Consider the following 21,090-nt stretch of genomic DNA (forward strand, 5'->3'; position numbering starts at 1 on the left):
CGTGGTCAAGACGCCTGTCTGTGCTGTCTTCGGCAGCATTGTACTCGTTCGCTGTTTGTCCGGTCAGGAACATGGCCCCCGTTGGTAACGAACGTTTTGCGTCCCCCTTACCCGACGACCATCGCCCGGTCGACGACATCCTTACCGTAGAGTTCCTCGAGTTCTTCGTGCTGATCGGGACGGTTCTCGTAGACGTCTTGGAACAGGGTGATAGGTGTCTGGGCCGCCTGATACGTCGCCTCGTCCCACATCCGATCGTTGCTGATCTCGACCTCGACGCTGTCGACGAGCAGGGTCGCCGATCGCTTCATGGCGATGGCACCCTTTCCGGCCTCCTTGGCCGCTTCGAACTCCTCCATCGAGTCGACGATATCGTTCAGACTCGGGATGTAGGACGCGAGATCGAGCAGTTCCTCGGTCAGTTCGTCGCCGTCGAGTTCGCGCTCGTCGCCGCCGATCAGGAGTCGGTACCTATCGTCACCGGTCGTTTCGAGGGTTACGTCGTCGCCGTCGTAGACGTATCGACCGTCATCCGCGTCGAGTTCGACCTCGCGGCCGTTCACGTCGAGGAGCCAGCTGCCGGTCTTCGGCGGTAGCGGCGATTTGTTCGCTTCTTTGACCTGACCGGGCGTCAGCGACCAGATGCCGAGCATCCCCTTCGCCTGGTTGTCGGTCATGCGTTCGTGGTAGCCCTCGATGTCGCGGATGTCGTCGTAGGGGCCGTCGATCGCGATGAGGCCGGCGGCGCTCGCGCCGCGGGACGTGTTGTGGCGTAGTTCCTCCCACGGCGGCAGCCCGCCGGTGGGGGTGATCGCGCGCATATCCTTGGTGTAGTCGACTTCACCGTCGACGAGGAGGAACAGCCGTTCGAGGTTGTTCGAGGGCTTGCCCATCTCCTCGCGAAGGTCGGCGAGCGCGAGTTCGGCCTCGGCGCTCTCGACGATAACCGACATGGCCAGGCTACCTTCCGCGAGGCCGTGCTCGGTTTCGACGATGGTGATGAACTCGTCGGCCTTCTTCCAGTCGTCGATGTCGCCGACTTCGGGGATGACGAAGCCGTCGATGTGCTCGATCGCGTCCTTTTCCGGGTCGGCGATCTCGAGGAGGTGCTCGAAGCACTGATACCGGGTTGCGGGGCTGTCCCGGTGCCAGACGATACGCGGGTGGATCTCGCCGGGGAACTCGGCACCGTGTTCGGAAATCACGCTGATGATGTTCTCGGCCCCTTCGTCGCGCATCGAGGGTGCGGTCGCGTCCTCGTTGTCCGGCACCCAGACGTCGGGTGCCTGCATGCCGCGCAGCTGGACCGCTCGTCGAATCATCTTCGCGGAATCGTCTTCCCCTTCAACCGCCGTCGGGGAGGTAAAGAAGGTTCTCACGAACTCCCGGTCGTGCCGTCGTTCGAGACTCATGGGTACGGTTCCCAATAGTGTGTTCTAATATTAAAGTTGTGTGGTGGATTCGGCGACAGCGGGCGAAGTGGACCGAACCGGCGTGGTTCAGCTGGTCGGCCCCGGCACGTCACCGTGAGCGGACGGTGCCGACGCACTGTAATTCTGCATACGAAAACGCGACGGCGAGCCGTGAACGATCACCGTGGCGACGCCCTCAGACCTTGTACTTGTTGAGTTCGATCACGTTCGCCGCTCGACAGAGTTGATCGACGAACTCGTTGTTCTCCCAGGTATCGTCGATTCGCGCGGTCGGTCCCGAGATGCTAATCGCTCCGATGATGTCCGAGTCGAACCGAATCGGTGCGGCGATACAGCGCAGGCCTTCGAGGCGCTCTTCGTCGTCGACCGCGAAGCCGCGGTCCCGGGTTCGTTCTAATTCCTCTTCGAGTTCGTCGCGGGACGTGATCGTCCGGGGCGTCACTTCCGGAAGGCCGTGCTGATCGATGATTTCGTCGACGCGCTCCCGCGGGAGGTGCGCGAGGATCGCTTTGCCGAACGCGGTGCTGTGCATGTGGTGTTTGCAGCCGACGTACGTGTCCAGATCGACCGCTCGCTCGCCTTTCGACCGGGAGAGATAGACGCCCATTCCGTCTTCCTCGACGACGAGATGGACCAGTTCTCCGGACTCCGTTGCCAACTCCTCGACCTTCGGTTCGGCGACTTTGTAGACGTCGATCTCGCTGCGGATCTGGCCGCCGATATCGAGGAATTTGAGACTGAGACGGTAGGTTTTGGTGTCCTCGTCTTTGATCACGTAGCCGTGCTCTTCGAGCGTACTGAGATGGTTGTGGACGGCACTTTTTCCCATCGCGAGTTCGTCTGCCAGCGTCGTCACCCGCGCTTTCTCGAGTCGATTGAGCGTCGCGATGACCTCCAGCGATTTCTCGGTCGTTCGAACCGGGTGTTTGGCCCTGTCTCCCATACGACCTACCAGTATATCTGAATCCATAAATATTGTTCTATCATAGAAAACAGATCCCGTCTCGGAACGGTTCTCGGAATGGGCGACGTGGCGGGATGGAATCAATACCCCGTTTGATGCGGCTTTTTGGACGAGACGATCTCAATTGCGGTGGCGAAGACGGAATCGATTCCGATATGGAGAACGACTCGCGCTGAAGTTGTCCTTCGATCGCTACTCACAGCCAGTCTCCGCTGAAGATGGACGAGACTCAATTCGTGTCCCCTCTGTCCGAAATCGCTGACGCCGGTTCGAATCCCGGCGATACCTATATACTCGTGTGGTTTGTCATCAATAACTGTGTGATGATACCGCAAGAGTTCGCAGCCGGCGACACAGACGCATCACCGATCGGCTTCGGCCTCCCCGGCGTCGGAATGACCGCGTTCGAAGCCGCGGACGACCGATCGCTCCTCGCACTGTTGGAAACGGCCGCGGAGCGCGCCCTCCAAGACGCGGCCGTCGATGCGACCGAGATCGATTCGGTCCACGTCGGGAACATGGCCGCGGAAGCGTTCAACGATCGGTCCGGGCTCGCGAACGCGCTGACCGCCAGCCTCGGCGCGGACCGGGCGTCGGCGCGGCGTATCGAAAACACGAGCGCCAGCGGTGCGAGCGCGTTCCGCGACGCGGTTGACGCCGTTCGCTCCGGCGGATCGACGGTCGCGATCGCGGTCGGCGGCGAGAAGATGTCGGCGGCCGATACGGCGACCGCGACCGAGATCATCAGTCGCATTACTCACGAGCGGGAGTACCAGCAAGGGGTCACGCTCCCGTCGTTCGCCGGTCTCGCGGCCGATCGATACCTCGCCGAGTACGGCGCCGACCGACGGGATCTCGCGCGCATCGCCGTCAAGAATCACGCGAACGCAACGAACAATTCGTACGCGCAGTTCCGAACGCCGATCACGGTCGACGACGTGCTCGAGTCGTCCGCGGTCGCGACGCCGCTTCGCCTGTACGATTGCTGTCCGACCTCGGACGGTGCCGCGGCGATCGTGGTTACCGCGGACGCGGCATCCGTCACCGTGGAGGCCTGCGAAAGCGCGGTCGGCGTCCACGCGATCGCGGATCGCCGCGATCCGCTTCACATCGAAAGCGCGCGGGCGGCCGGCCGAGCGGCCTACGAGACGGCGCGGATCGAGCCGGAAGACGTCGACGTCGCGTGTATCCACGACGCGTTCACGATCCTCGAGTGGCTGGAACTCGAGGAACTCGGGTTCGCCGAGCGCGGCACGGCGTGGACGCTCACCCGCGACGGACGAACGGCGATCGACGGCGATCTGGCGGTCAATCCCGGCGGCGGGCTGAAGGCTCGCGGGCACCCGCTCGGGGCGACCGGCATCGCCCAGCTCGTCGAACTCGTCTGGCAGCTCCGGGGCGACGTTCCGGACGAGCGATCGACCGGGTCACCAGAGTACGGGCTCGCGATCAACGTTGCCGGCTTCGGGAACAACAGCGTCTGTACGGTCGTGGGGGCGAACGCATGAGTCGAGTACTGGAATGTGTCAATTGCGGGAGGCGGACGTTCTACGAAAAGCGCCGGTGTGCTGACTGCGGAGCCGAGACGTTCCGCGACCGTGACCCGGGCGTTGGGACGCTGCAAGCGGTCACCGCCGTCCACGTTACGCCCGACGACGTCAGCGAGCCGAATCGACTCGGCCTCGCATCGTTCGACGGTGACGCGAGCATTATCGCGCAGTTCGACGGTGCGCTCGAGGCGGGTGACGCCGTCGCGATCGCGGAGGGAGCGTCTCGAGACGGTGCGGATTCGACAGTGACGCTCGTCCCGGCTGCGGTGAATGACCGCCGATGACGACCCGTCTCCCAATGCGCGCTCGGGAGCGGGATTACGTGTGGACCGAGTGCTCGATGTAGAGCTCCAGTTCGTTGACGGCACTGAGGACGCGCTCTGGCAGTTCCTCCGTTAATCGGGCCCCCTTCACGCGGTGGGCGGGTCCGGAGACGCTCAGCGCGCCGATCACCTCTCCGTCCGAGTCCGTCACGGCCGCGCCGACTGCGTGGACGCCGTCGGTCGTCTCCTGCCGGTTGAAGGCGTACCCTCGCTCGCGGATGCGTTCGCACTCTTCCGCTAACTCCTCTCGAGTCGTGATTGTGTTTTCGCTCACTTGCTCGAGTCCGCGGGTCGCGATAGTCTCATCGAAGCGCTCTCGCGACATATTCGCGAGAATCGCTTTTCCCGCGGCGCTCGTGTGGAGCACGCCCCGCTTGCCGATGTGTGCACCGGTCTGTACCGCGCTCTGGCCGACCTCCGTGTACAGGTACACGCGCTCGCCGTGCTCCTCGACGATGAACTGGGCGCGTTCACCGGTTTCGGCGGCCAGCGAATCCACTTTCTCCTTGATCATGGGATACGCGGTGGTCTTTCGCTGGGCGTACCCGCCGACCGTCAGAAACTGGAACCCAATCCGATAGATTCCGTCTTCCTGCGTTACGTACTTGTGTTCCCGAAGGGTGACCAAGTGACGGTGAATGGTACTCGGGGCGAGTCCGATATACTCGGATAATTCGTTCATCGTGGCGCCGTCCAGGTCGCGAATGGCGTCGACGATCGACAGTGATGTTTCAGTCGTGCGCGCACTGGATTTGGGTTTGTTTGACACGCGTGCCATTCTCTCACGAAGGGTAATAAATCATACGACATTCGGGAACATTCCGGGCCGTAGAACCCGTCAGCGGCCGAATACGAGCAAACGGGATTCGGCCCGGTCAAGGCGAGTCGTCGGTACTGAGTTGTGTGGGCGAGTCGCACACGCCCTCAACGCTGCGCATTCGGCGGAGGAAGAATACACCCGGTGATGATCGATCGAGTTTACAGTGATACGATTGTAACGAGTTGGCCGACGGTAGCGACTGGCGGCGAGCCGCGAGCACAGCGAAGACAGCGGCCGATATGCGCCACACCGATCGGAACGTACGATTTCGGAGGGTGGTTCGCGTTCGGCCCGCCGACACTCCCTCGCGGAATGCGCCGTCCCCGCTTCGAACGTGAACTCGCGCGTTACCCCGTACTTTCGGTTTCGATTACTCGGATGGGAGCCGTTGAACGCCCTTCATCCACGTACCGCCCCCGAGAGAACCAAGGGATACCGAACCCAGCATAATTTCCCCTAAAATGCAGGAGAAGAATGGCGTTTTGGCCGTTCATACCGGGAATACGCATATACGGGATGGACTGGGCTCGAGACGTCTCGAGTCGATGTCGACTGCGGGAAATCCATTAAGTGGTTCGTCCGATTCCGTAGTCGTAATGATAATTGTGTGCCGCCGCACGCCTCATAGGGTGGCCGGGCATGAATGAGAACGATCGATCGATCACGGGCTTTACGATGCTCGCCCACGGGATTTTCCACACGTACGAATTGAGTATCCCCATCTTCATCGTGGTCTGGTTGGACGCGTTCGACGTCTCCGCCTTCGTGTTGGGTATCGTCGTCAGTATCGGATACGGACTGATCGGCGTCGGAGCGATTCCGAGCGGCGTGCTCTCCGACGCGTACGGTTCGCGCCGACTGATCGTCGCGTCCGTGATCGGAATGGCCGGCGGGTTCTTCCTCCTCGCACTCGCGCCGAACGTGGTCGTCCTCGCTGCGGCGGTTATCGTCTGGGGCGCCGCGGCGAGCGTCTATCACCCCGCCGGCCTCTCGCTCATCAGTCGCGGGGCGAACCAACGCGGAACGGTGTTCGCGTACCACGGCGTCGGCGGAAACGTCGGAACGGCGTTCGGTCCGCTCCTCACGGCGCTCCTCTTGCTCGTTCTCGACTGGCGGGCGGTCGTCGCCCTTCTTACCGTCCCCGCGATCGGCGTCGTCGCGCTGGGGTCGCTGATCGAGTTCGACGAGGACGCGGCCGTATCGACGACGGACGGCGGCACCGCGCCGACGACTCTCGAATCGGTCGTCTCGGACTCCAAACTGCTGTTCAGTACCGGCTTTTTGCTCACCTTTCTCACCATCATGATCTACGGGATATACTACCGCGGACTGCTGACCTTCCTCCCGGACATGATCGGCGATCTCCCGCAGTTCGGCGCGTACGCCGCCCTCGGCCAGGCAGTCGAACCCGCACAGTACATCTACACCGGGATACTGACGATCGGTATCGTCGGCCAGTACGCGGGCGGGCGGGTCACCGACCACGTTCGGACGGAGTACGCATTCTTCGGGACCCTGCTCGCACTCGGCATCCTGGCGTTCGTCTTCATCCCGTCCAGTGGTTGGGGACTCGCGCCGTTCTTGCTCGTGTGCGTCGGGCTCGGATTCTTCCTGTACGCGACCGCACCGATCTATCAGGTCGCGATCGCAGAATACGCGGCGGCCGACGTCCACGGGCTCTCGTACGGCTACGCCTACCTTGGAATGTTCGGATTCGGAGCGGGCGGTGCCGCTCTGGCTGGCTCCCTTCTCACGTACGCAAGCGAGACCGCGCTGCTCGCGACGCTCGGTGTGCTCGCGTTCGTCGGCGCGGGGATCGTCCTGTCGCTCCTGACCGTCGTCTCTGACAGTGGGTAACTAACACCAAGCTTTAATATCGGATTCTCGTATGGTCTTCGTATGGCAGCTCGTGATAGCAGCGCGATCCTCGAAGACATTACTGTCGTTGACATGACAACGTTCGTCACCGGCGGCTTCGCGACGTTGATGTTAGCGAACCAGGGCGCGGACGTGATCAAGATCGAACGCCCCGAGGTGGGCGACGACAGCCGCCACTCCGGGCCGCCGTTCGTCGAGGTCGACGACTACGACGGGCCGGGAAAGTCGGCGTCCCGACACGGTGAGTCCCCGTACTTCTGGACGGTGAACTACGATAAGCGGAGCGTCGAACTCGACTTGAAGTCCGACGAGGGGGTGGAGATTTGCCGGGAGTTGATCGCCGAAGCCGATGTCGTAGTCGAGAACTTCCGACCGGGGACGGCCGAACGGCTCGGGCTCGGATACGACGACCTCCGCGACGAGCACCCCGAACTCGTCTACTGCTCGATCTCCGCGTTCGGCGAGTCGGGCCCGTGGAGCGACCGGCCCGGGTACGACCTGCTGATCCAGGGGATAAGCGGCATCATGAACGTGACCGGTCCCGACGGCGGTGATCCGGTGAAGGTCGGGTTGCCACAGACGGACCTGATCACGGCGATGTGGGCGGCGTTCGGCATCGTCAATGCGCTCTATCGACGCAACCGAACCGGCGATGGCGAACGCGTCGAGCTCGGGATGTTGGATTCGACGTTGCCGTGGCTCACGAAACAGGCCGCGAAGGCGTTCGTCGGCGAGGAGCCAGATCGGATGGGCACGAAAGACCCCGTGATCGCCCCTTACCAGAGCTTTCCGACCGCAGACGGGTACCTGAACGTGGCCTGTGCGAACCAGAAGCTCTGGAAACAGCTCTGTGAAGAAATCGGATGTCCGGAACTCGCCGCGGACCCGCGGTTCGAAACGAACGCCGACCGCGTCGAGAACATGGCGGCCCTCGAGGAAGAACTGTCCGAGACGTTCACCGAGCGCCCCACCGAGGAGTGGGTCGAACGACTGGCCGAGGAGGCCGGACTCCCGGTCGGCCCCGTCTACGACGTCACCGAGGCATTAGAAAACGAACAAGTGGACGCGCGGGACGCCGTCGACTCGGTTTCCCACCCCGCGGCCGGCGACATTCCGATCCTCGAACATCCGCTGAACTTCACCGCGGCCGAGAGCGGATTCGACGACGCGCCGCCGATGCTCGGCGAAGATACCGAGGCGGTCATCGAAGAGTTGGGATACACCCGGTCCGAGATCAGAGAGTTCCGGGACAAGGGGATCTTCTCCGGATGAGCCGATTCCGCTCGATCAGCGCCCGCCGGTAGTATCGCGGTCTCGGGCGGATAGCGTCGCGTTCAGCCTCGTCCGATCCGTCGACCCGGACACGGCCGATCGCCGCTCGTCACGGCACAGCGGTGCGAACTGCTGTCGATCATTGCGGGCGGACTTCGCCCGGACGACACGTGCCCGCACCGCGCTCCCTCATGATCTGGCACGAAACGTTCTATTTCACCGGCACCTTTATCACCCTGGTCAGAAGACAGAGTAGGTAATTCGCGACCCGGAGAGAAGATCATGGACGTCACTCACGCAATCGCAACCATCCTGAAAGAGGAAGGAGTAGAGTACCTGTTCGGTTTCCCGAGTAACCCGCTTTTGGACACCGGAGCGGCCGAGGACGCCGGTATCCGAACCATCGTCACCAGGCAGGAACGGACCGCAGTCCACATGGCGGACGCGATCGGTCGACTGTCCTCCGGTGACGAAATCGTCGCCTTCGCGTGTCAGCACGGCCCGGGAACGGAGAACTCGTTCGGAGGCGTCGCGCAGGCGTACGGCGAGTCGGCACCGCTCGTCGCGATCCCGGCCGGATACGACGAAGCGAAGACGGACGTCGATCCCAAGTTCAACTCTCGCGTCAACTACCAGCACGTGAGCAAATCCTGCGAACAGCTGACCAGCCCGGAGGCCGTCGGCGAGACGATGCGGCGCGCGTTCAGCGCGGCGCGAAACGGCCGTCCGCGGCCGGCCGTCGTCGAGGTCCCGAAGGACGTCTTCTACGAGGAGATCCCCGATGAACTCGAGTACCACCCCTCGTCGTCGAATCGAAGCGGTCCCGATCCGGACAGCGTCGAGGAAATCGCCGAGGTGCTCCTTGAGGCGGAGCGGCCGGTTATCTACGCCGGACAGGGAGTCCACTACGCGAAAGGGTGGGATGCCCTTTGGGGGCTGGCAGAGACTCTTGAGGCGCCGGTTGCGACCAGTCTCAACGGGAAGAGTTCATTTCCGGAGACCCACCCGCTGTCTCTCGGTGCCGGGAGCAAGAGCGAACCGGGCCAACTCGCGCACTTCCTCCGGGAAGCGGACGTCATCTTCGGGATCGGGTGTAGCTTCACGGACACTGCGTACGGGATTACCGTCCCGGACGGGACGACAGTCGTCCACTCGACGCTCGATCCGACGGACATCGACAAAGATGTCGAGTCCGAGTACTCGCTCGTCGGCGACGCCGGGCTCACCCTTGAAGCGCTGGTTAACTCGATCGATCGGCGCCTCGACGGGGAATCCCGCGGTCGGTTCGACGACGTTGCCGCGGAGATCGAGTCGGTCCGCGAGGAGTGGCTCGACGAGTGGCGTCCGAAACTGACCGCGGACGAGGTGCCGATCAACCCGTACCGGGTGATCAACGAGCTGACGACCGTCGTCGACGCCGAGGATGCGATCATCACGCACGACGCGGGGAACCCGCGGGACTTCCTCGCTCCGTTCTGGGAGTCGACCGAACCGCTCTCGTACATCGGCTGGGGAAAGACCACCCAGCTCGGCTACGGGCTCGGCCTGGCGATCGGCGCGAAGATCTTCCGCCCGGAGAAGCTTTGCATCAATATTATGGGAGACGGCGCGATCGGGATGACCGGCCTGGACTTCGAAACGGCCGTTCGGGAGGACATCCCAATTCTGACAATTCATTTGAACAACTACGAGATGGCGTCGTACGAGACGCCCTTCTCCGGCGACTTCGCCGACGTCGGGACGGCCCTGGGCGGCTACGCAGAGCGGGTCGAGGACCCGGACGAGGTGGCGCCGGCCCTCGAGCGGGCGATCGAGAAGACCGAAGCCGGAACGCCGGCGCTCCTCGAGTTCATCACGGCCAAAGAGACCGAACTCTCGCGGCCGGATCTCGAGGAGTAGCGGAGACAGCGAGCGGAGTAGGGGGAAATTCTATCGGTTCGACGGCGAACTCGCGTCACGAACCACTCGATCGATTCTCAACCTCGGAATTGAATCGCGACCTGCGAACCGGAAATCGAAACGCGACGGATACTGGACGATCGAACGAAAAGCGCAGCCGGTTCAGTTCTCTCCGAACGCGCCGTCCTCGGTCCACTCTTCCAGCGTCGTCTGATCGTCTACGACGTCTGCGAACACCGCTTCGGTGTGTTCGCCGAGCCGCGGTGCCGGCGATCGGACGTCGGTATCGTAGTCGGGAAAGTTGATCGGGTGGCCCGGCAGCACGCACTCGCCCCAATCGGGATCCTCGTGGGGAACGACGAGGTCGCGGGCCGCCGTCTGGTCGTTCTCGACGACGTCGGCCACGTCGTTGATCGGCCCGCAGGGGAAGCCGTACTCGGTCAACCGATCGAGCCAGAACTCGGCCGATTCCGATTCGAGTTCGGCCTGGATGATATCGATCACCCGAGCAGCGTTCTCGCGGCGCGCCTCGTTCGTCGGGTACTCGTGGAGCTCATCGCGTCCGAGCAGGTCGACGAAGTCGTCCCACCGGTCGTCGCTCGGAACCCCGGTGACGATCGCGCTGTCGGCGGTCTCGAACCGCTGGTAGGGCACGAGCGTCTGGTGGGTCACGCCCTGTGGCCCCGGCACGGAACCGTCCATCGAGTACTCGGTGAGGTACTCGTTCAGCAGCGCCACGATGGAATCGAACAACCCGATGTCGAACTTCCCGGTGAAGTCGTCGGCGCGATCGCGCTCGTACAGTCGCGCGAGGACGCCGAGCGCCGCGAACATCCCGGTCGTGAGATCGCCGATCGCCTGACCGACCTTGACGGGAGCCCCGTCCTCGGGACCGGTCACGCTCATGATTCCGCCTTCGGCCTGGAGGATGAGATCGAGCCCCGGTTTCTCCTTCATGGGGCCGGTCTCGCCGTAGCCCTTGATGCTCGCGTAGACGATGTCCGGATTCCGCTCGCGAACGTCGTCGTATCCGATGCCGAGCTTGTCGGTGACGCCGTACCCGAAGTTTTCGACGAACACGTCCGCGTCGGCGAGGAGTTCGAGCGCCGCCTCCCGTCCGGCGCTCGATTTGAGATCGAGCGTCACCGAGCGCTTGTTGCGGTTGTTCGCCATGAAGTAGCCCGACTTGCCCTCGGGGCCGATACCCTGTGATCGTGCGGGATCGCCGACGCCGGGACGTTCGATTTTTACGACGTCCGCACCCATGTCGGCGAGAAGCGCGCCGCAGAAGGGGCCCGCACGGTGGCCGGTCATCTCCACGACCGAAACGTCGGCGAGTGGTCCGTCGCCCATCGTTACTCCGCCTCGTTGAACTCGTCGACCAGCGTGCGACGTTCGTCGGTTGCAAACTGTTCCCACCAGAGTTCCGCCTCCCGATCGCGCGCTTCCTCGAGGGTTTCGGCGCGCGAGGCGTAATTGAACGCTCGCTTCGAGTTCTTCACCGCCTTTCGGCCGGTGTCTTGGATTCCAGCGACGATCTCGGCGACGGTGTCGTCGAGTTCCGTTCTCGGAACGGCGCGGTTGATCAGCCCGATCCGTTCCGCTTCGGCTGCGTCGATCATCCCCGCCGTGTACACGAGTTCCTTCGCCTTCGCCTCGCCGACGAGTTCGACGGCTCGCCACGTCGAGCCGCCGGTCGGGATCTGTCCGATGTTGGCGGTCGGGACGCCGAACTGCGCGCCCTCGACCGCGATGCGGATGTCGCAGTACATCGCAAAGATCAGGCCGCCGCCGACGCAGTACCCGTTTATCTTCGCGATGACCGGGGCGTGACACTCGTAGGGCTTTTGATACATCTCGTAGAACAGTTCCTGCCGGTCCCGCTGTAGCGGATCGTGCTCCGCCGCCGGGCCGGCGTACTGTGAGATGTCCGCGCCGGCGGAAAACGCATCGTCGCCCTCTCCCGTGATCACGACAGCGTCGATGGCGCGGGTTAACTGAATCTCGTCGAATGCGCGTTTGAGATCGAGCATGACCTCGTTGTTGAGGGCGTTGTAGACCTCGGGCCGGTGAAACTCGATCGTCGCGATGCCGTCTTCGATAGTGAGAGTGATACTCTCGTAGGCGCTATAGCTGACCATACCTCACGTCGTATAGTGTGAAATACAACAAAAAGGTTTGTGTTACAATACCAACCACACAGTCGGACCGAGCTGCTAGGCGCTCGTTCGGTCGCGGCGCGAGCGCGAAAACCGGCCGCGCTATTGAACGGACGATCCGATAGGGACAGCGCCCGCAATCGGGGATTCGGCTCGTCGGACTCATCGGGCGTCACTCGACACGGATCGAAACGACGGGGACGGACGCGTTGAGCAGCACCGACTGGGCGACGCTTCCGAACAGAGCCTTTCCGACCGGCGAGCGCTTCCGTCCCGCGACGACGATATAATTCGCCCCGTTGTCGTCAGCGTAGCTGTCGATCTCGTCCGCGGGATCGCCCATGAGACCGACGGGCGTCGCGTCGACGTTCGCCCGGTCGATGGCTTCTGCAGCGATGTCCGCCGCGATCTGCACCACGTCTTCGGTCGGGATCGTCCCACCCGTTTCGTTCACGGTCGTCCGCTCGAGCGAGACGAACTCGTCGCGAGTGAGAACGTGAACGATTTCGACCGGCTCGTCGAACGCTTCGCCCAGTTTGTGTGCTTGCCTGACGATACCCGACGCTCTATCGGATCGATCGACTGCTCCGATGACAGTCATAGCTACTCTCTCGTTCTCCATCCATAAAGGATTTACTCGGGTTTTGATCCCAGTACCCGCGGAAACCGCGCCGCTTGGACCGAGCAGCCGTCGGATCGCTGGTCTCCGGTTCGACGCTGGTTGCAGGACGTACCATCGTTGAATGCTGGCGTTCAGTGGTTGACGAACGATCCGGCCGAACGCCTCGCCGAATAAAATTGCAATATAACATCATGAGTAATCAAGGGGTATCTTTATGTCTGTACTCTTTGATCATGGTATTGTGAACCTGGCACACGACGTTACATAACACATACCAGGGTTCGTGGCTCGATAAGCATGTTCGAGAGAAAGCAACGGCGGCAGGTGGTAGCAACAAGCACATCAACCAGGCGGCGGTTCCTTCGAGTGGCCGGCGCCGGGACGGCCGTATCGTTAGCAGGGTGTCTCACAGAAGACGGGCCGGGTGTCGAAGCCGGCGAAAATTGGGAGCCGTCCGAGACGATCCGGTACATCGTTCCGTACGACGAGGGCGGCGGGACCGACGTGTACGCCCGCGGTATCGTCGAACCGCTCACCGACGCCATGGGGCAAGACATTCAGATCGATAACGTGCCCGGCGGCGGCGGTCTCAATGGCTTCGGCGACCTCTACGGATCCCAGCCCGACGGGCACACCGTCTCAGGAAGCGCCGTCCCGCTCGAGGTTACACCGCAACTGCTCGAGGATCCCGGGTTCGACCAGCGCGACCTGAACGGGCTTGGTATCATCGGTCGCTCGACCTGGTGTCTCGTCGTCAACGAAGAGTACGAAGGAGAAGTCGAGACGTTCGACGACGTCAGAGAGAAGCACAACTCCGGTGAGTGGGACTCCATCGGAATTCAGGAACCGGGAAGCCCGCAGGACATCATGACGCTGCTGGCGAAACACGAACCGGAGTACGCCGACGAGTACGACTGGCAGTGGGAGAATCGCGTTCAGTATACCGGCACTGGGCCGATCGCGGAGGCGGTGACTTCCGGCGAGGTGCCGTGCGGGATCGGAACCGACGCCGGGACGCGACCCAACGTCGATTCCGGCGGAGTGTACCCGGTCTGTACGTTCTTCAGCGAGGGGACAGACGTGTATCCCGATATCCCGTCGGTCACCGACGAGGGGTATCCGAACATGGACTTCGTCGCGGGCGTAAACCGCGGTCTGTACGCGCCGCCGGACACGTCCGAGAACATCATCGACGAACTCGCAAATCGAATCGAAGAAGCCACTCAAGACGAACGATACGCGGAGTGGTCCGAGGAGACCGGGAATCCGATCTTCTTTGAGGGCCCTGACGCCGCTAACACGGCAATCGACGACGCCTTCGAGGAGTTCGAAAACCTGGATATCGTCAGTCTCGTTGATGAACACTCCTAGTCCGGAGTGATACTTTAACCGCCATATTATAGTTATGAGTTCAAAATACACCGAACATAACGTAACGGCAGAGCAGATAATGCTCGTTGTTCTGGTCGGGGTGAGTGCGCTATTTATCGTCGAGCCGGTTTTGAGTAACTACCCCGACGATGCTCGAGTGTTCCCCCAGTTGACCGCGTCGATCGTTTTCGTCGGCTCGTTGTTGTTACTGTTCCGGAACTATCTCCCAGGGCCGCTCCGGACGTTTGTCGCCGAGAGCATTTCAATTACGAGTACCGACGAGTCTGATATCCCCGGCAGCGAAGCAGATCTCGAAGAGTCGGAGACGGCCGACGAAGAGTACGAAGCGGAGACGCTCGGAGCCGAGTACGGCTACAAGGTGGACGAGACGACGTTTATGGTGGTCACGACGATCCTGTACTTTGCGGGCGGGTGGGCCGCCGGCTTCCTCTTCGCGACGCCGATTTACATCCTCGGCTATACGCTTTGGTTCCGTACCAGCCCCGTTACCAGCGTCTTGCTCGCCATCCTGGGGACGTTCGTCATCTACCTCTTCATGACATACCTCGTCCTCCCGTTCGACCAAGGACATATCTTCGACTTCAGTCCGCTCCTGCCGCTCCTAGTCGAGCCGATCACCGGAGGTGGGGTGTAAATGGCGGCGGTCAGCGCCTTCTTCGAAGGACTGTCGATCGCGCTGAGCTGGCCGACGATCGGATGGCTCGCAGTCGGAATGATGCTCGGAATCGTCTTGGGAGCGTTACCGGGTATCGGTTCGCCCGTCGGGATGGCGATCGTGCTCCCGCTCACGCTGCCGCTCGAGACGACGGCCGCGATCATCCTTCTAGTGGCGATCTACAGCGGCGCGATGTTCGGCGGCTCGATCGCCGCCATCCTGCTCAACGCTCCGGGCACGGAGTCGGCCGCGGCGACGACGCTCGACGGGTATCCGATGGCACAGAACGGCCTGGCGAAGAACGCGCTGGCAATCGCAACGGCGGCGTCGGCGCTGAACGGCTTCCTCGCGGCGATAGCGCTGATCGTCCTGTCACCGCTGCTCATCGAGATCNGATCGTCCTCGCGTTCGGGTCGCCGGAGTACTTCCTCCTCGCCGTCCTCGGCATCTCCCTAATCACGATCGTCACGCAGGGATCGATCGTCAAGGGGCTCGTCGCCGGTGCGCTCGGCTTTATGATCTCGACGATCGGCACCGCGATCCTCAGTCCGCGTCCACGCTACACGTTCGGGCAGTTCGGACTCTACAACGGGATCGACTTCGTCGCGGCGCTGATCGGGATGTTCGCGTTCGCCGAGATGATGAAGCTCGCAGCACAGAAGCAGATTTCTCAGGACGATCTCGATATCGCGGGCAGCGTTCGCGAGGGAGCGAAGACGGTGTTCAAGTACCCGGTGACGACGATCAAGTCCGGACTGATCGGGATGGGAATCGGGATGATCCCCGGCTCGGGCGCGACGACGTCGACGTTCGTCGCGTACGCGGAGGAGGCCCGCTCGTCGGCCAAAGACGGATCGTTCGGCGACGGGGACCCCCGCGGCGTCATCGCGCCCGAGGGAGCGAACAATCCGACCGTCAGCGGCTCGCTCATTCCAACCCTGTCGTTCGGCATTCCGGGCAGCGGCTCGACGGCCGTCCTGCTCGGTGGTATCTTGATGCACGGACTCCAACCGGGGCCCGTCCTCTTCGGCGAACAGCTCCACATTACGTACGCGCTGTTCATCTCGCTGTTCCTCAGCAACATCCTTATCGTCGTCGTCGGCCTGACGGTGATTCCGTACGCGAGCAAGATCACGGAAATCGATACGAACCTCATCATTCCGATGGTCATCGTACTCTCGTTCGCGGGGGCGTACACGCTCAATCAGAACTGGTGGGACGTCGGCGCCGTCGTCGTGCTCGGCATCCTCGGGTTCTACATGGTCCGGTACAACTACTCGGTCATCGCGTTCGTCCTCGGTATCGTTCTCGGTCCCATCGCCGAGCAAAACTTCTTCCGGTCGCTGCAGATCTCCGGCGGCGAGTACACGATCTTCGTCGATCCGGTGAACCAGCCGCTCTCGTTTCTACTCACCGTGGCAATTCTCGTCGTGCTGTTCGGTCCGTTCGTTAAGGGACGCGTCGAACGAGCCGTCAGCCGGACCTGAACTCTTTCCGTCGCCTTCCCGTCCCCCATCGTCCGTCGTCTCGCAAGCGTTCGTGACCCGATCGGTATCGTTTCCCAACGAGCTGTCTATCGTGACCGATCCACCTCTCCGCCGCGTGGCGGACCGGCGTCGGGAGGTCAGGAGGATCGCAGCTGCGGCACCGGGCGACGGCTCCCGGCGAAATCCGCGATCACCGCCCCGGTCAACTGCTCGATGACGTAGTAGGTGATGATCGCGAGGACGGCAGTCCCCGGCGCGTACTCGGCGGCGATGAGCAGGGCGATGCCGAGGTTCTTGAAACTGCCGGCGAAGAATATCGGGAGGATTCGCCGCCGGCCGAGGTCGCAGTAGCGCCCCGCGGCGTACGCCACCGCCGATCCGAGCCCAAGAATCGCGATAGAGACGGCGACTAGGTTGAGGAGGGTGCGAGCGGGAACGGCCGCAGAATCGGTGCCGGCGACGCCCGTGTAGATGATGAGCGCGATCGCAACGCCGGACCCGTACTCCGCCGTTCGATCCGAGAGCGCAGTGTCCGGAACCAGCCTTGTGAGCACCACGGCGACGCCGACGATGAGCAGGACATCGGTGAGAATCGACCGAACCGGGACGGTCCCGTTCTGATCGGCGAGGACCAGAAGTAACAGCGGCGTCGCGATCGGTGCGAGGAGGATCGACGCGATTGAAACGATCGCAGCGAGTTGTGCGTCGCCGCGGGAGAACCGCGTCCAGACGATCGCGCTCCCCGCCGTCGTAGGGACCGCGAGCGTGATCGCGATCCCCGTGAGCGCCGCGTTCGAGAGCGCGAAGCTCGCGAGCGGAACACCGGCGAACGGAAGTAAGACGTATCCGAGACCGAGCGAGAGGGCGGCCGGCACCCCGATCGCGCTCGAGTTCACCTCGCCGAGGGAGAGTCCGCGAATGGAACCGTACACGAGGAAGATCACCAGCGGCGTCAGGAGCACGCTCGTGTACCGCTGGGGACCGGGAACCAGCAGTCCGGCGGTCGCCGAGGAGAGGACGACTAGGATGTTCTTTTGGTCAGCCAGGCGGCCGAAATCGGGGAGTACCATCTGTGTAGCCACGTCTCGACCCTCGGAACGCCGTCGGCGTCCGAGCATCGCGTAGTTCGGGACACGGTGCCGGGTTATTTCGTAGTTCGGGACACGGTGCCGGGTTATTTATTCGTTGGGTCGGTCCCGAGGTCGGCCCAGTTCGGTCCGGTTCAGTCCGATCTTCCGTCGAATCGCGACGCGAAGCGGCACAACAGTTATGTGTATTCCCTGTACTAACGTGTACCACACACAGAACGTGCAAGCAAGTAGCAAACGACCGGTAGCTACGGCAGGATCCACAAACGGCCGCGAGGTCGCATCCCCCGGTATTCAGTTCGACATCGGGTGGAAGAGCGACCGGTGGCTATCGGTTGCCGACCGACGGCGTGGATTCGCGTCTTGTGTCAGCCCCATGCGGGAGACGAATGCCGTTCTCGCTTGCACCACCGAGATGCGGGCATCCGAGACGACACCAGCATACACTGAACACACATGGCTACGAACGACCGACCGACCGACGGAGACCCAGCGATCGACAGTCGTGCGGAGTACAACTATCGAACCGAGACAGCGGACCGCCCGGCCCTCACGGCGGCCCTCGAAGCGCGCGTCGACGGCGAAGTCCGCTTCGATGAGTACTCGCGGGAGATGTACGCGACCGACGCCAGCGCGTACGAGGTCCTGCCGATCGGCGTCGTCTATCCGACCGGGACCGACGACGTGACGACGGTGATGAGCTACTGCAGCGAGCGCGGGATTCCGGTCCTCCCGCGAGGCGGCGGGACGAGCCTGGCCGGGCAGACGGTCAACGAGGCGGTCGTCCTCGATTTCACGCGCTACATGGACGACGTGACGCGGGTGGACCCCGGTTCAGGGCGGGCCCGCGCGCAGCCGGGAGTCACGATCGGGGAACTCAACCGGACGCTCGAGCCCCACGGGCTGAAGTTCGCGCCCGATCCGTCGACCGCCGACCGCAGCGCGCTCGGCGGGGCGATCGGGAACAACACGACCGGTGCACACTCTCTGAAGTACGGCAAGACGGACGCCTACGTCGAGGAGGCGGAAGTCGTGCTATCCGACGGAACGGTGACGACTTTCGGCGAGATTGCCGTCGACGATCTCCGCGCGAGCGCGGACCCGGACGGCGAGTTGCTCGAGCGGATCTACGGCGCGGTCGTCCGGATCATCGACGACGAAAGCGAGGCGATCGAGGCCGCCTACCCGACGCTGAAGCGAAACGTTTCGGGCTACAACCTCGACGTTTTGGTCGACGAAGCGGCGACCGGGACCGTCAACCTCGCGAGGCTACTGGTCGGGAGCGAGGGCACGCTCGGCATCGTCACCGAGGCCGAGGTATCGCTCGAGCCGATCCCCAACACGAAGTCCGTCGCGGTGCTCTGTTACCGCAGTCTGCTCGACGCGATGGACGACGTGGACGCGATCCTGGACCACGATCCGGCGGCCGTCGAGGTGATGGACGACGTGTTGCTCGACCTGGCTCGCGACACGGAGGAGTTCGCCGATGTCGTCGGCATCCTCCCGGAGGGGACGAGTTCGTTCTTGCTCGTCGAGTTCTACGCCGCGGACGACGCCGACCGCAGGGAGACGGTCGAGCGGCTTATCGACGACCGAGAGGGAGAACTCGCGTTCGACGCGCTGACGGCCTACGACGAGCAGCGACAGCAGCGCCTCTGGAAGATGCGGAAGGCGTCGACGCCAATTTTGCTCTCCCGGACCGGCGACGAGAAACACATCGCGTTCATCGAGGACATCGCGATTCCGCCCGAGCACCTCTCCGATTACATCGCCGACTTCCAGGCGGCTATGGAGGATCACGACACGTTCGGTAGCTTCTATGCCCACGCCGGTCCGGGCTGTATTCACATCCGTCCCCTGGTCAACACGAAGACCACGGAGGGCGTCGAGACGATGGAGTCGATCTCGGACGACGCGACCGATCTCGCGGTGAAATACGGCGGGAGCGTCTCCGGCGAGCACGGCGACGGCCGCGCGCGCACCCAGTGGAACCGGAAACTCTACGGCGAGCACGTCTGGCAGCTCTTTCGAGATTTAAAGACCGCGTTCGACCCGAACTGGCTGCTCAATCCGGGCACGGTCTGCGGCGACCACGACATGACCGAGCACCTCCGGTTCGGCCCGGACAGCCGGTTCGAGGCCGGGTTCGATCCGGTGCTTAACTGGGACAACGAGAACGGGTTCCAGGGCATGGTCGAACTCTGTCACGGCTGCGGCGGCTGTCGGGGTAGCCAGGCGGGCACTGGCGGCGTCATGTGTCCCACCTACCGGGCGACCCAGGAAGAGATTACGAGCACGCGGGGTCGAGCGAACATGCTCCGGCAGGCGATGACCGGGGACCTCCCGCCGGAAGAGGCGTTCAGCGACGAGTTCGTCACCGAGGTGATGGACCTTTGTGTCGGCTGTAAGGGCTGTTCGAAGGACTGTCCGAGCGAGGTCGATATGGCGAAGTTGAAAGCGGAGGTCGAACACGAGTATCACGAGCGCCACGGCGCGTCGGTGCGGGACGGGCTGTTCGCAAACATCGGCACCCTCTCGAAGCTCGGCAGCGCCACCGCGCCGCTGTCGAACTACGCGAGCAAGGTGCCCGGCGCGCGGACGGTACTGGAGAAAACGATCGGGATCGCCCGCGAGCGGTCGCTGCCAACGTTCCACCGCGAGACGTTCGTCGACTGGTTCGAATCCCGCGAGTCGCGGGTCGACCCCGACGCCGCCGAGCGCAACGTCCTGCTGTTCCCGGATGTGTACACGACCTACAACGCCCCCGAAATCGGGAAAGCAGCCGTTCGCGTGCTCGAAGCCGCCGGCGTCCACGTCGAACTTCCAGACGGCGTGACCTCGAGCGGCCGGCCGGCCTTCTCGAAGGGATTTTTGGTCGACGCGCGCGAGCGGGCCGACCGAAACGTGAACGCGCTTGTTCCCAGGGTGCGGGACGGCTGGGACGTCGTCGTGTGCGAGCCGAGCGACGCCGTCATGTTCCAGTCGGAGTATCGGGACCTCTTGACCGGGAACGACGTCGACGAGGTCGCCGAGAGCACCTACGGTGTCTGTGAGTACGTCGACGTTCATCGGCTCGACGAAGCCCTCGAGTTCCGGGCTGTCGGCGAGCAACTCACCTATCACGGCCACTGCCATCAGAAGGCGACCGGCAAGGACCACCACGCTGTCGGCGTGTTACGGCGGGCGGGATACGGCGTCGATCCGCTCGACAGTAGCTGTTGCGGGATGGCCGGCTCGTTCGGCTACGAAGCCGAACACTACTCGATGAGTCGCGCCATCGGCCGGCTGCTCTTCGATCAGATCGAGGCAGGCGACGGCGACAGCATCGTCGCGCCGGGTGCCTCCTGTCGAACACAGATCGGCGACGAGTACGACGACAACCCCCCGCACCCGGTGACGAAACTCGCCGACGCGCTCGCCTGATCCGGTTCTGGTGATTTCGGTCCTCTCGTCGGTCTATCCGTCGTCGACCCCGTGTCCCGACCCGCGTGCACTCGAACCCGGCGACAAACTCGTTCTCCGGAACACGATCGTCGGTGGTATCACTC

The 21,090-nt window shown here is 63.1% G+C and carries 15 protein-coding genes and 1 pseudogene; 9 read left to right on the forward strand and 7 right to left on the reverse strand.

The window, feature by feature from the left end:
• Positions 1 to 107: 107 nt before the first annotated feature.
• Positions 108 to 1,412, reverse strand: coding sequence for a malate synthase AceB (aceB, locus tag C481_RS00215; RefSeq protein WP_006106719.1), 1,305 nt, complete (start codon positions 1,410 to 1,412; stop codon positions 108 to 110).
• Between the two features lie 196 nt (positions 1,413 to 1,608).
• On the reverse strand, positions 1,609 to 2,376 hold the full coding sequence (locus C481_RS00220; RefSeq protein ID WP_006106720.1) for an IclR family transcriptional regulator: 768 nt from the start codon (positions 2,374 to 2,376) through the stop codon (positions 1,609 to 1,611).
• A gap of 344 nt (positions 2,377 to 2,720) precedes the next feature.
• Here C481_RS00220 and C481_RS00225 point away from each other — a divergent pair, with 344 nt between their 5' ends.
• Both C481_RS00225 and C481_RS00230 read left to right on the forward strand, forming a co-directional pair.
• Complete coding sequence (locus C481_RS00225) at positions 2,721 to 3,905, forward strand: thiolase family protein (RefSeq protein ID WP_152422115.1); 1,185 nt, start codon at positions 2,721 to 2,723, stop codon at positions 3,903 to 3,905.
• A complete protein-coding gene (locus tag C481_RS00230; RefSeq protein WP_006106722.1) occupies positions 3,902 to 4,231 on the forward strand; it encodes a Zn-ribbon domain-containing OB-fold protein in 330 nt (109 codons plus the stop codon). Before C481_RS00225 ends, C481_RS00230 begins: the two co-directional genes overlap by 4 nt.
• Positions 4,232 to 4,265: 34 nt before the next feature.
• Here C481_RS00230 and C481_RS00235 read toward each other — a convergent pair whose 3' ends face one another.
• Positions 4,266 to 5,048, reverse strand: coding sequence for an IclR family transcriptional regulator (locus tag C481_RS00235; protein ID WP_006106723.1), 783 nt, complete (start codon positions 5,046 to 5,048; stop codon positions 4,266 to 4,268).
• A gap of 681 nt (positions 5,049 to 5,729) precedes the next feature.
• On the opposite strand from C481_RS00235, the gene C481_RS00240 reads away from it, so the two are divergent.
• The 3 genes from C481_RS00240 to C481_RS00250 all read left to right on the forward strand — a co-directional run bounded on the left by C481_RS00240 (position 5,730) and on the right by C481_RS00250 (position 10,139).
• A complete protein-coding gene (locus tag C481_RS00240) occupies positions 5,730 to 6,947 on the forward strand; it encodes an MFS transporter (RefSeq protein WP_006106724.1) in 1,218 nt (405 codons plus the stop codon).
• A 42-nt stretch (positions 6,948 to 6,989) separates the two neighbouring features.
• Positions 6,990 to 8,240 (forward strand): CaiB/BaiF CoA transferase family protein, encoded by a 1,251-nt coding sequence (locus C481_RS00245; protein ID WP_006106725.1) that lies wholly within the window; start codon positions 6,990 to 6,992, stop codon positions 8,238 to 8,240.
• A 213-nt stretch (positions 8,241 to 8,453) separates the two neighbouring features.
• Complete coding sequence (locus tag C481_RS00250; RefSeq protein ID WP_275040047.1) at positions 8,454 to 10,139, forward strand: thiamine pyrophosphate-requiring protein; 1,686 nt, start codon at positions 8,454 to 8,456, stop codon at positions 10,137 to 10,139.
• A gap of 162 nt (positions 10,140 to 10,301) precedes the next feature.
• On the opposite strand, the gene C481_RS00255 is transcribed toward C481_RS00250, so the two are convergent.
• The 3 genes from C481_RS00255 to C481_RS00265 all read right to left on the reverse strand — a co-directional run bounded on the left by C481_RS00255 (position 10,302) and on the right by C481_RS00265 (position 12,899).
• Complete coding sequence (locus C481_RS00255; RefSeq protein ID WP_006106727.1) at positions 10,302 to 11,492, reverse strand: CaiB/BaiF CoA transferase family protein; 1,191 nt, start codon at positions 11,490 to 11,492, stop codon at positions 10,302 to 10,304.
• Between the two features lie 2 nt (positions 11,493 to 11,494).
• Positions 11,495 to 12,280: an enoyl-CoA hydratase/isomerase family protein gene (locus tag C481_RS00260; RefSeq protein ID WP_006106728.1), complete on the reverse strand. Its 786-nt coding sequence runs from the start codon at positions 12,278 to 12,280 to the stop codon at positions 11,495 to 11,497.
• A gap of 190 nt (positions 12,281 to 12,470) precedes the next feature.
• The gene (locus C481_RS00265; protein WP_006106729.1) at positions 12,471 to 12,899 is read right to left on the reverse strand and encodes a universal stress protein; all 429 of its coding nucleotides are present in this window, start codon (positions 12,897 to 12,899) and stop codon (positions 12,471 to 12,473) included.
• A gap of 387 nt (positions 12,900 to 13,286) precedes the next feature.
• Between C481_RS00265 and C481_RS00270 the strand changes: the two genes are divergently transcribed.
• From C481_RS00270 to C481_RS00280, 3 genes and pseudogenes are all read left to right on the forward strand, one after another.
• A complete protein-coding gene (locus C481_RS00270; RefSeq protein WP_006106730.1) occupies positions 13,287 to 14,291 on the forward strand; it encodes a Bug family tripartite tricarboxylate transporter substrate binding protein in 1,005 nt (334 codons plus the stop codon).
• Between the two features lie 79 nt (positions 14,292 to 14,370).
• Positions 14,371 to 14,946: a tripartite tricarboxylate transporter TctB family protein gene (locus C481_RS00275; RefSeq protein WP_006106731.1), complete on the forward strand. Its 576-nt coding sequence runs from the start codon at positions 14,371 to 14,373 to the stop codon at positions 14,944 to 14,946.
• Positions 14,947 to 16,454: pseudogene (locus C481_RS00280) on the forward strand (tripartite tricarboxylate transporter permease).
• A gap of 137 nt (positions 16,455 to 16,591) precedes the next feature.
• Here the strand turns inward: C481_RS00280 and C481_RS00285 are convergent.
• Positions 16,592 to 17,524 carry a bile acid:sodium symporter family protein gene (locus C481_RS00285; RefSeq protein WP_006106734.1) on the reverse strand — a complete coding sequence of 311 codons (933 nt, stop codon included), beginning with the start codon at positions 17,522 to 17,524 and terminating at the stop codon, positions 16,592 to 16,594.
• A 474-nt stretch (positions 17,525 to 17,998) separates the two neighbouring features.
• Between C481_RS00285 and C481_RS00290 the strand changes: the two genes are divergently transcribed.
• Complete coding sequence (locus C481_RS00290; protein WP_006106735.1) at positions 17,999 to 20,965, forward strand: FAD-binding and (Fe-S)-binding domain-containing protein; 2,967 nt, start codon at positions 17,999 to 18,001, stop codon at positions 20,963 to 20,965.
• Positions 20,966 to 21,090: the final 125 nt, after the last annotated feature.

Origin of the sequence: Natrialba asiatica DSM 12278, assembly GCF_000337555.1 — an archaeon.
In the GTDB taxonomy this organism is placed as follows: Archaea; Halobacteriota; Halobacteria; order Halobacteriales; family Natrialbaceae; genus Natrialba; species Natrialba asiatica.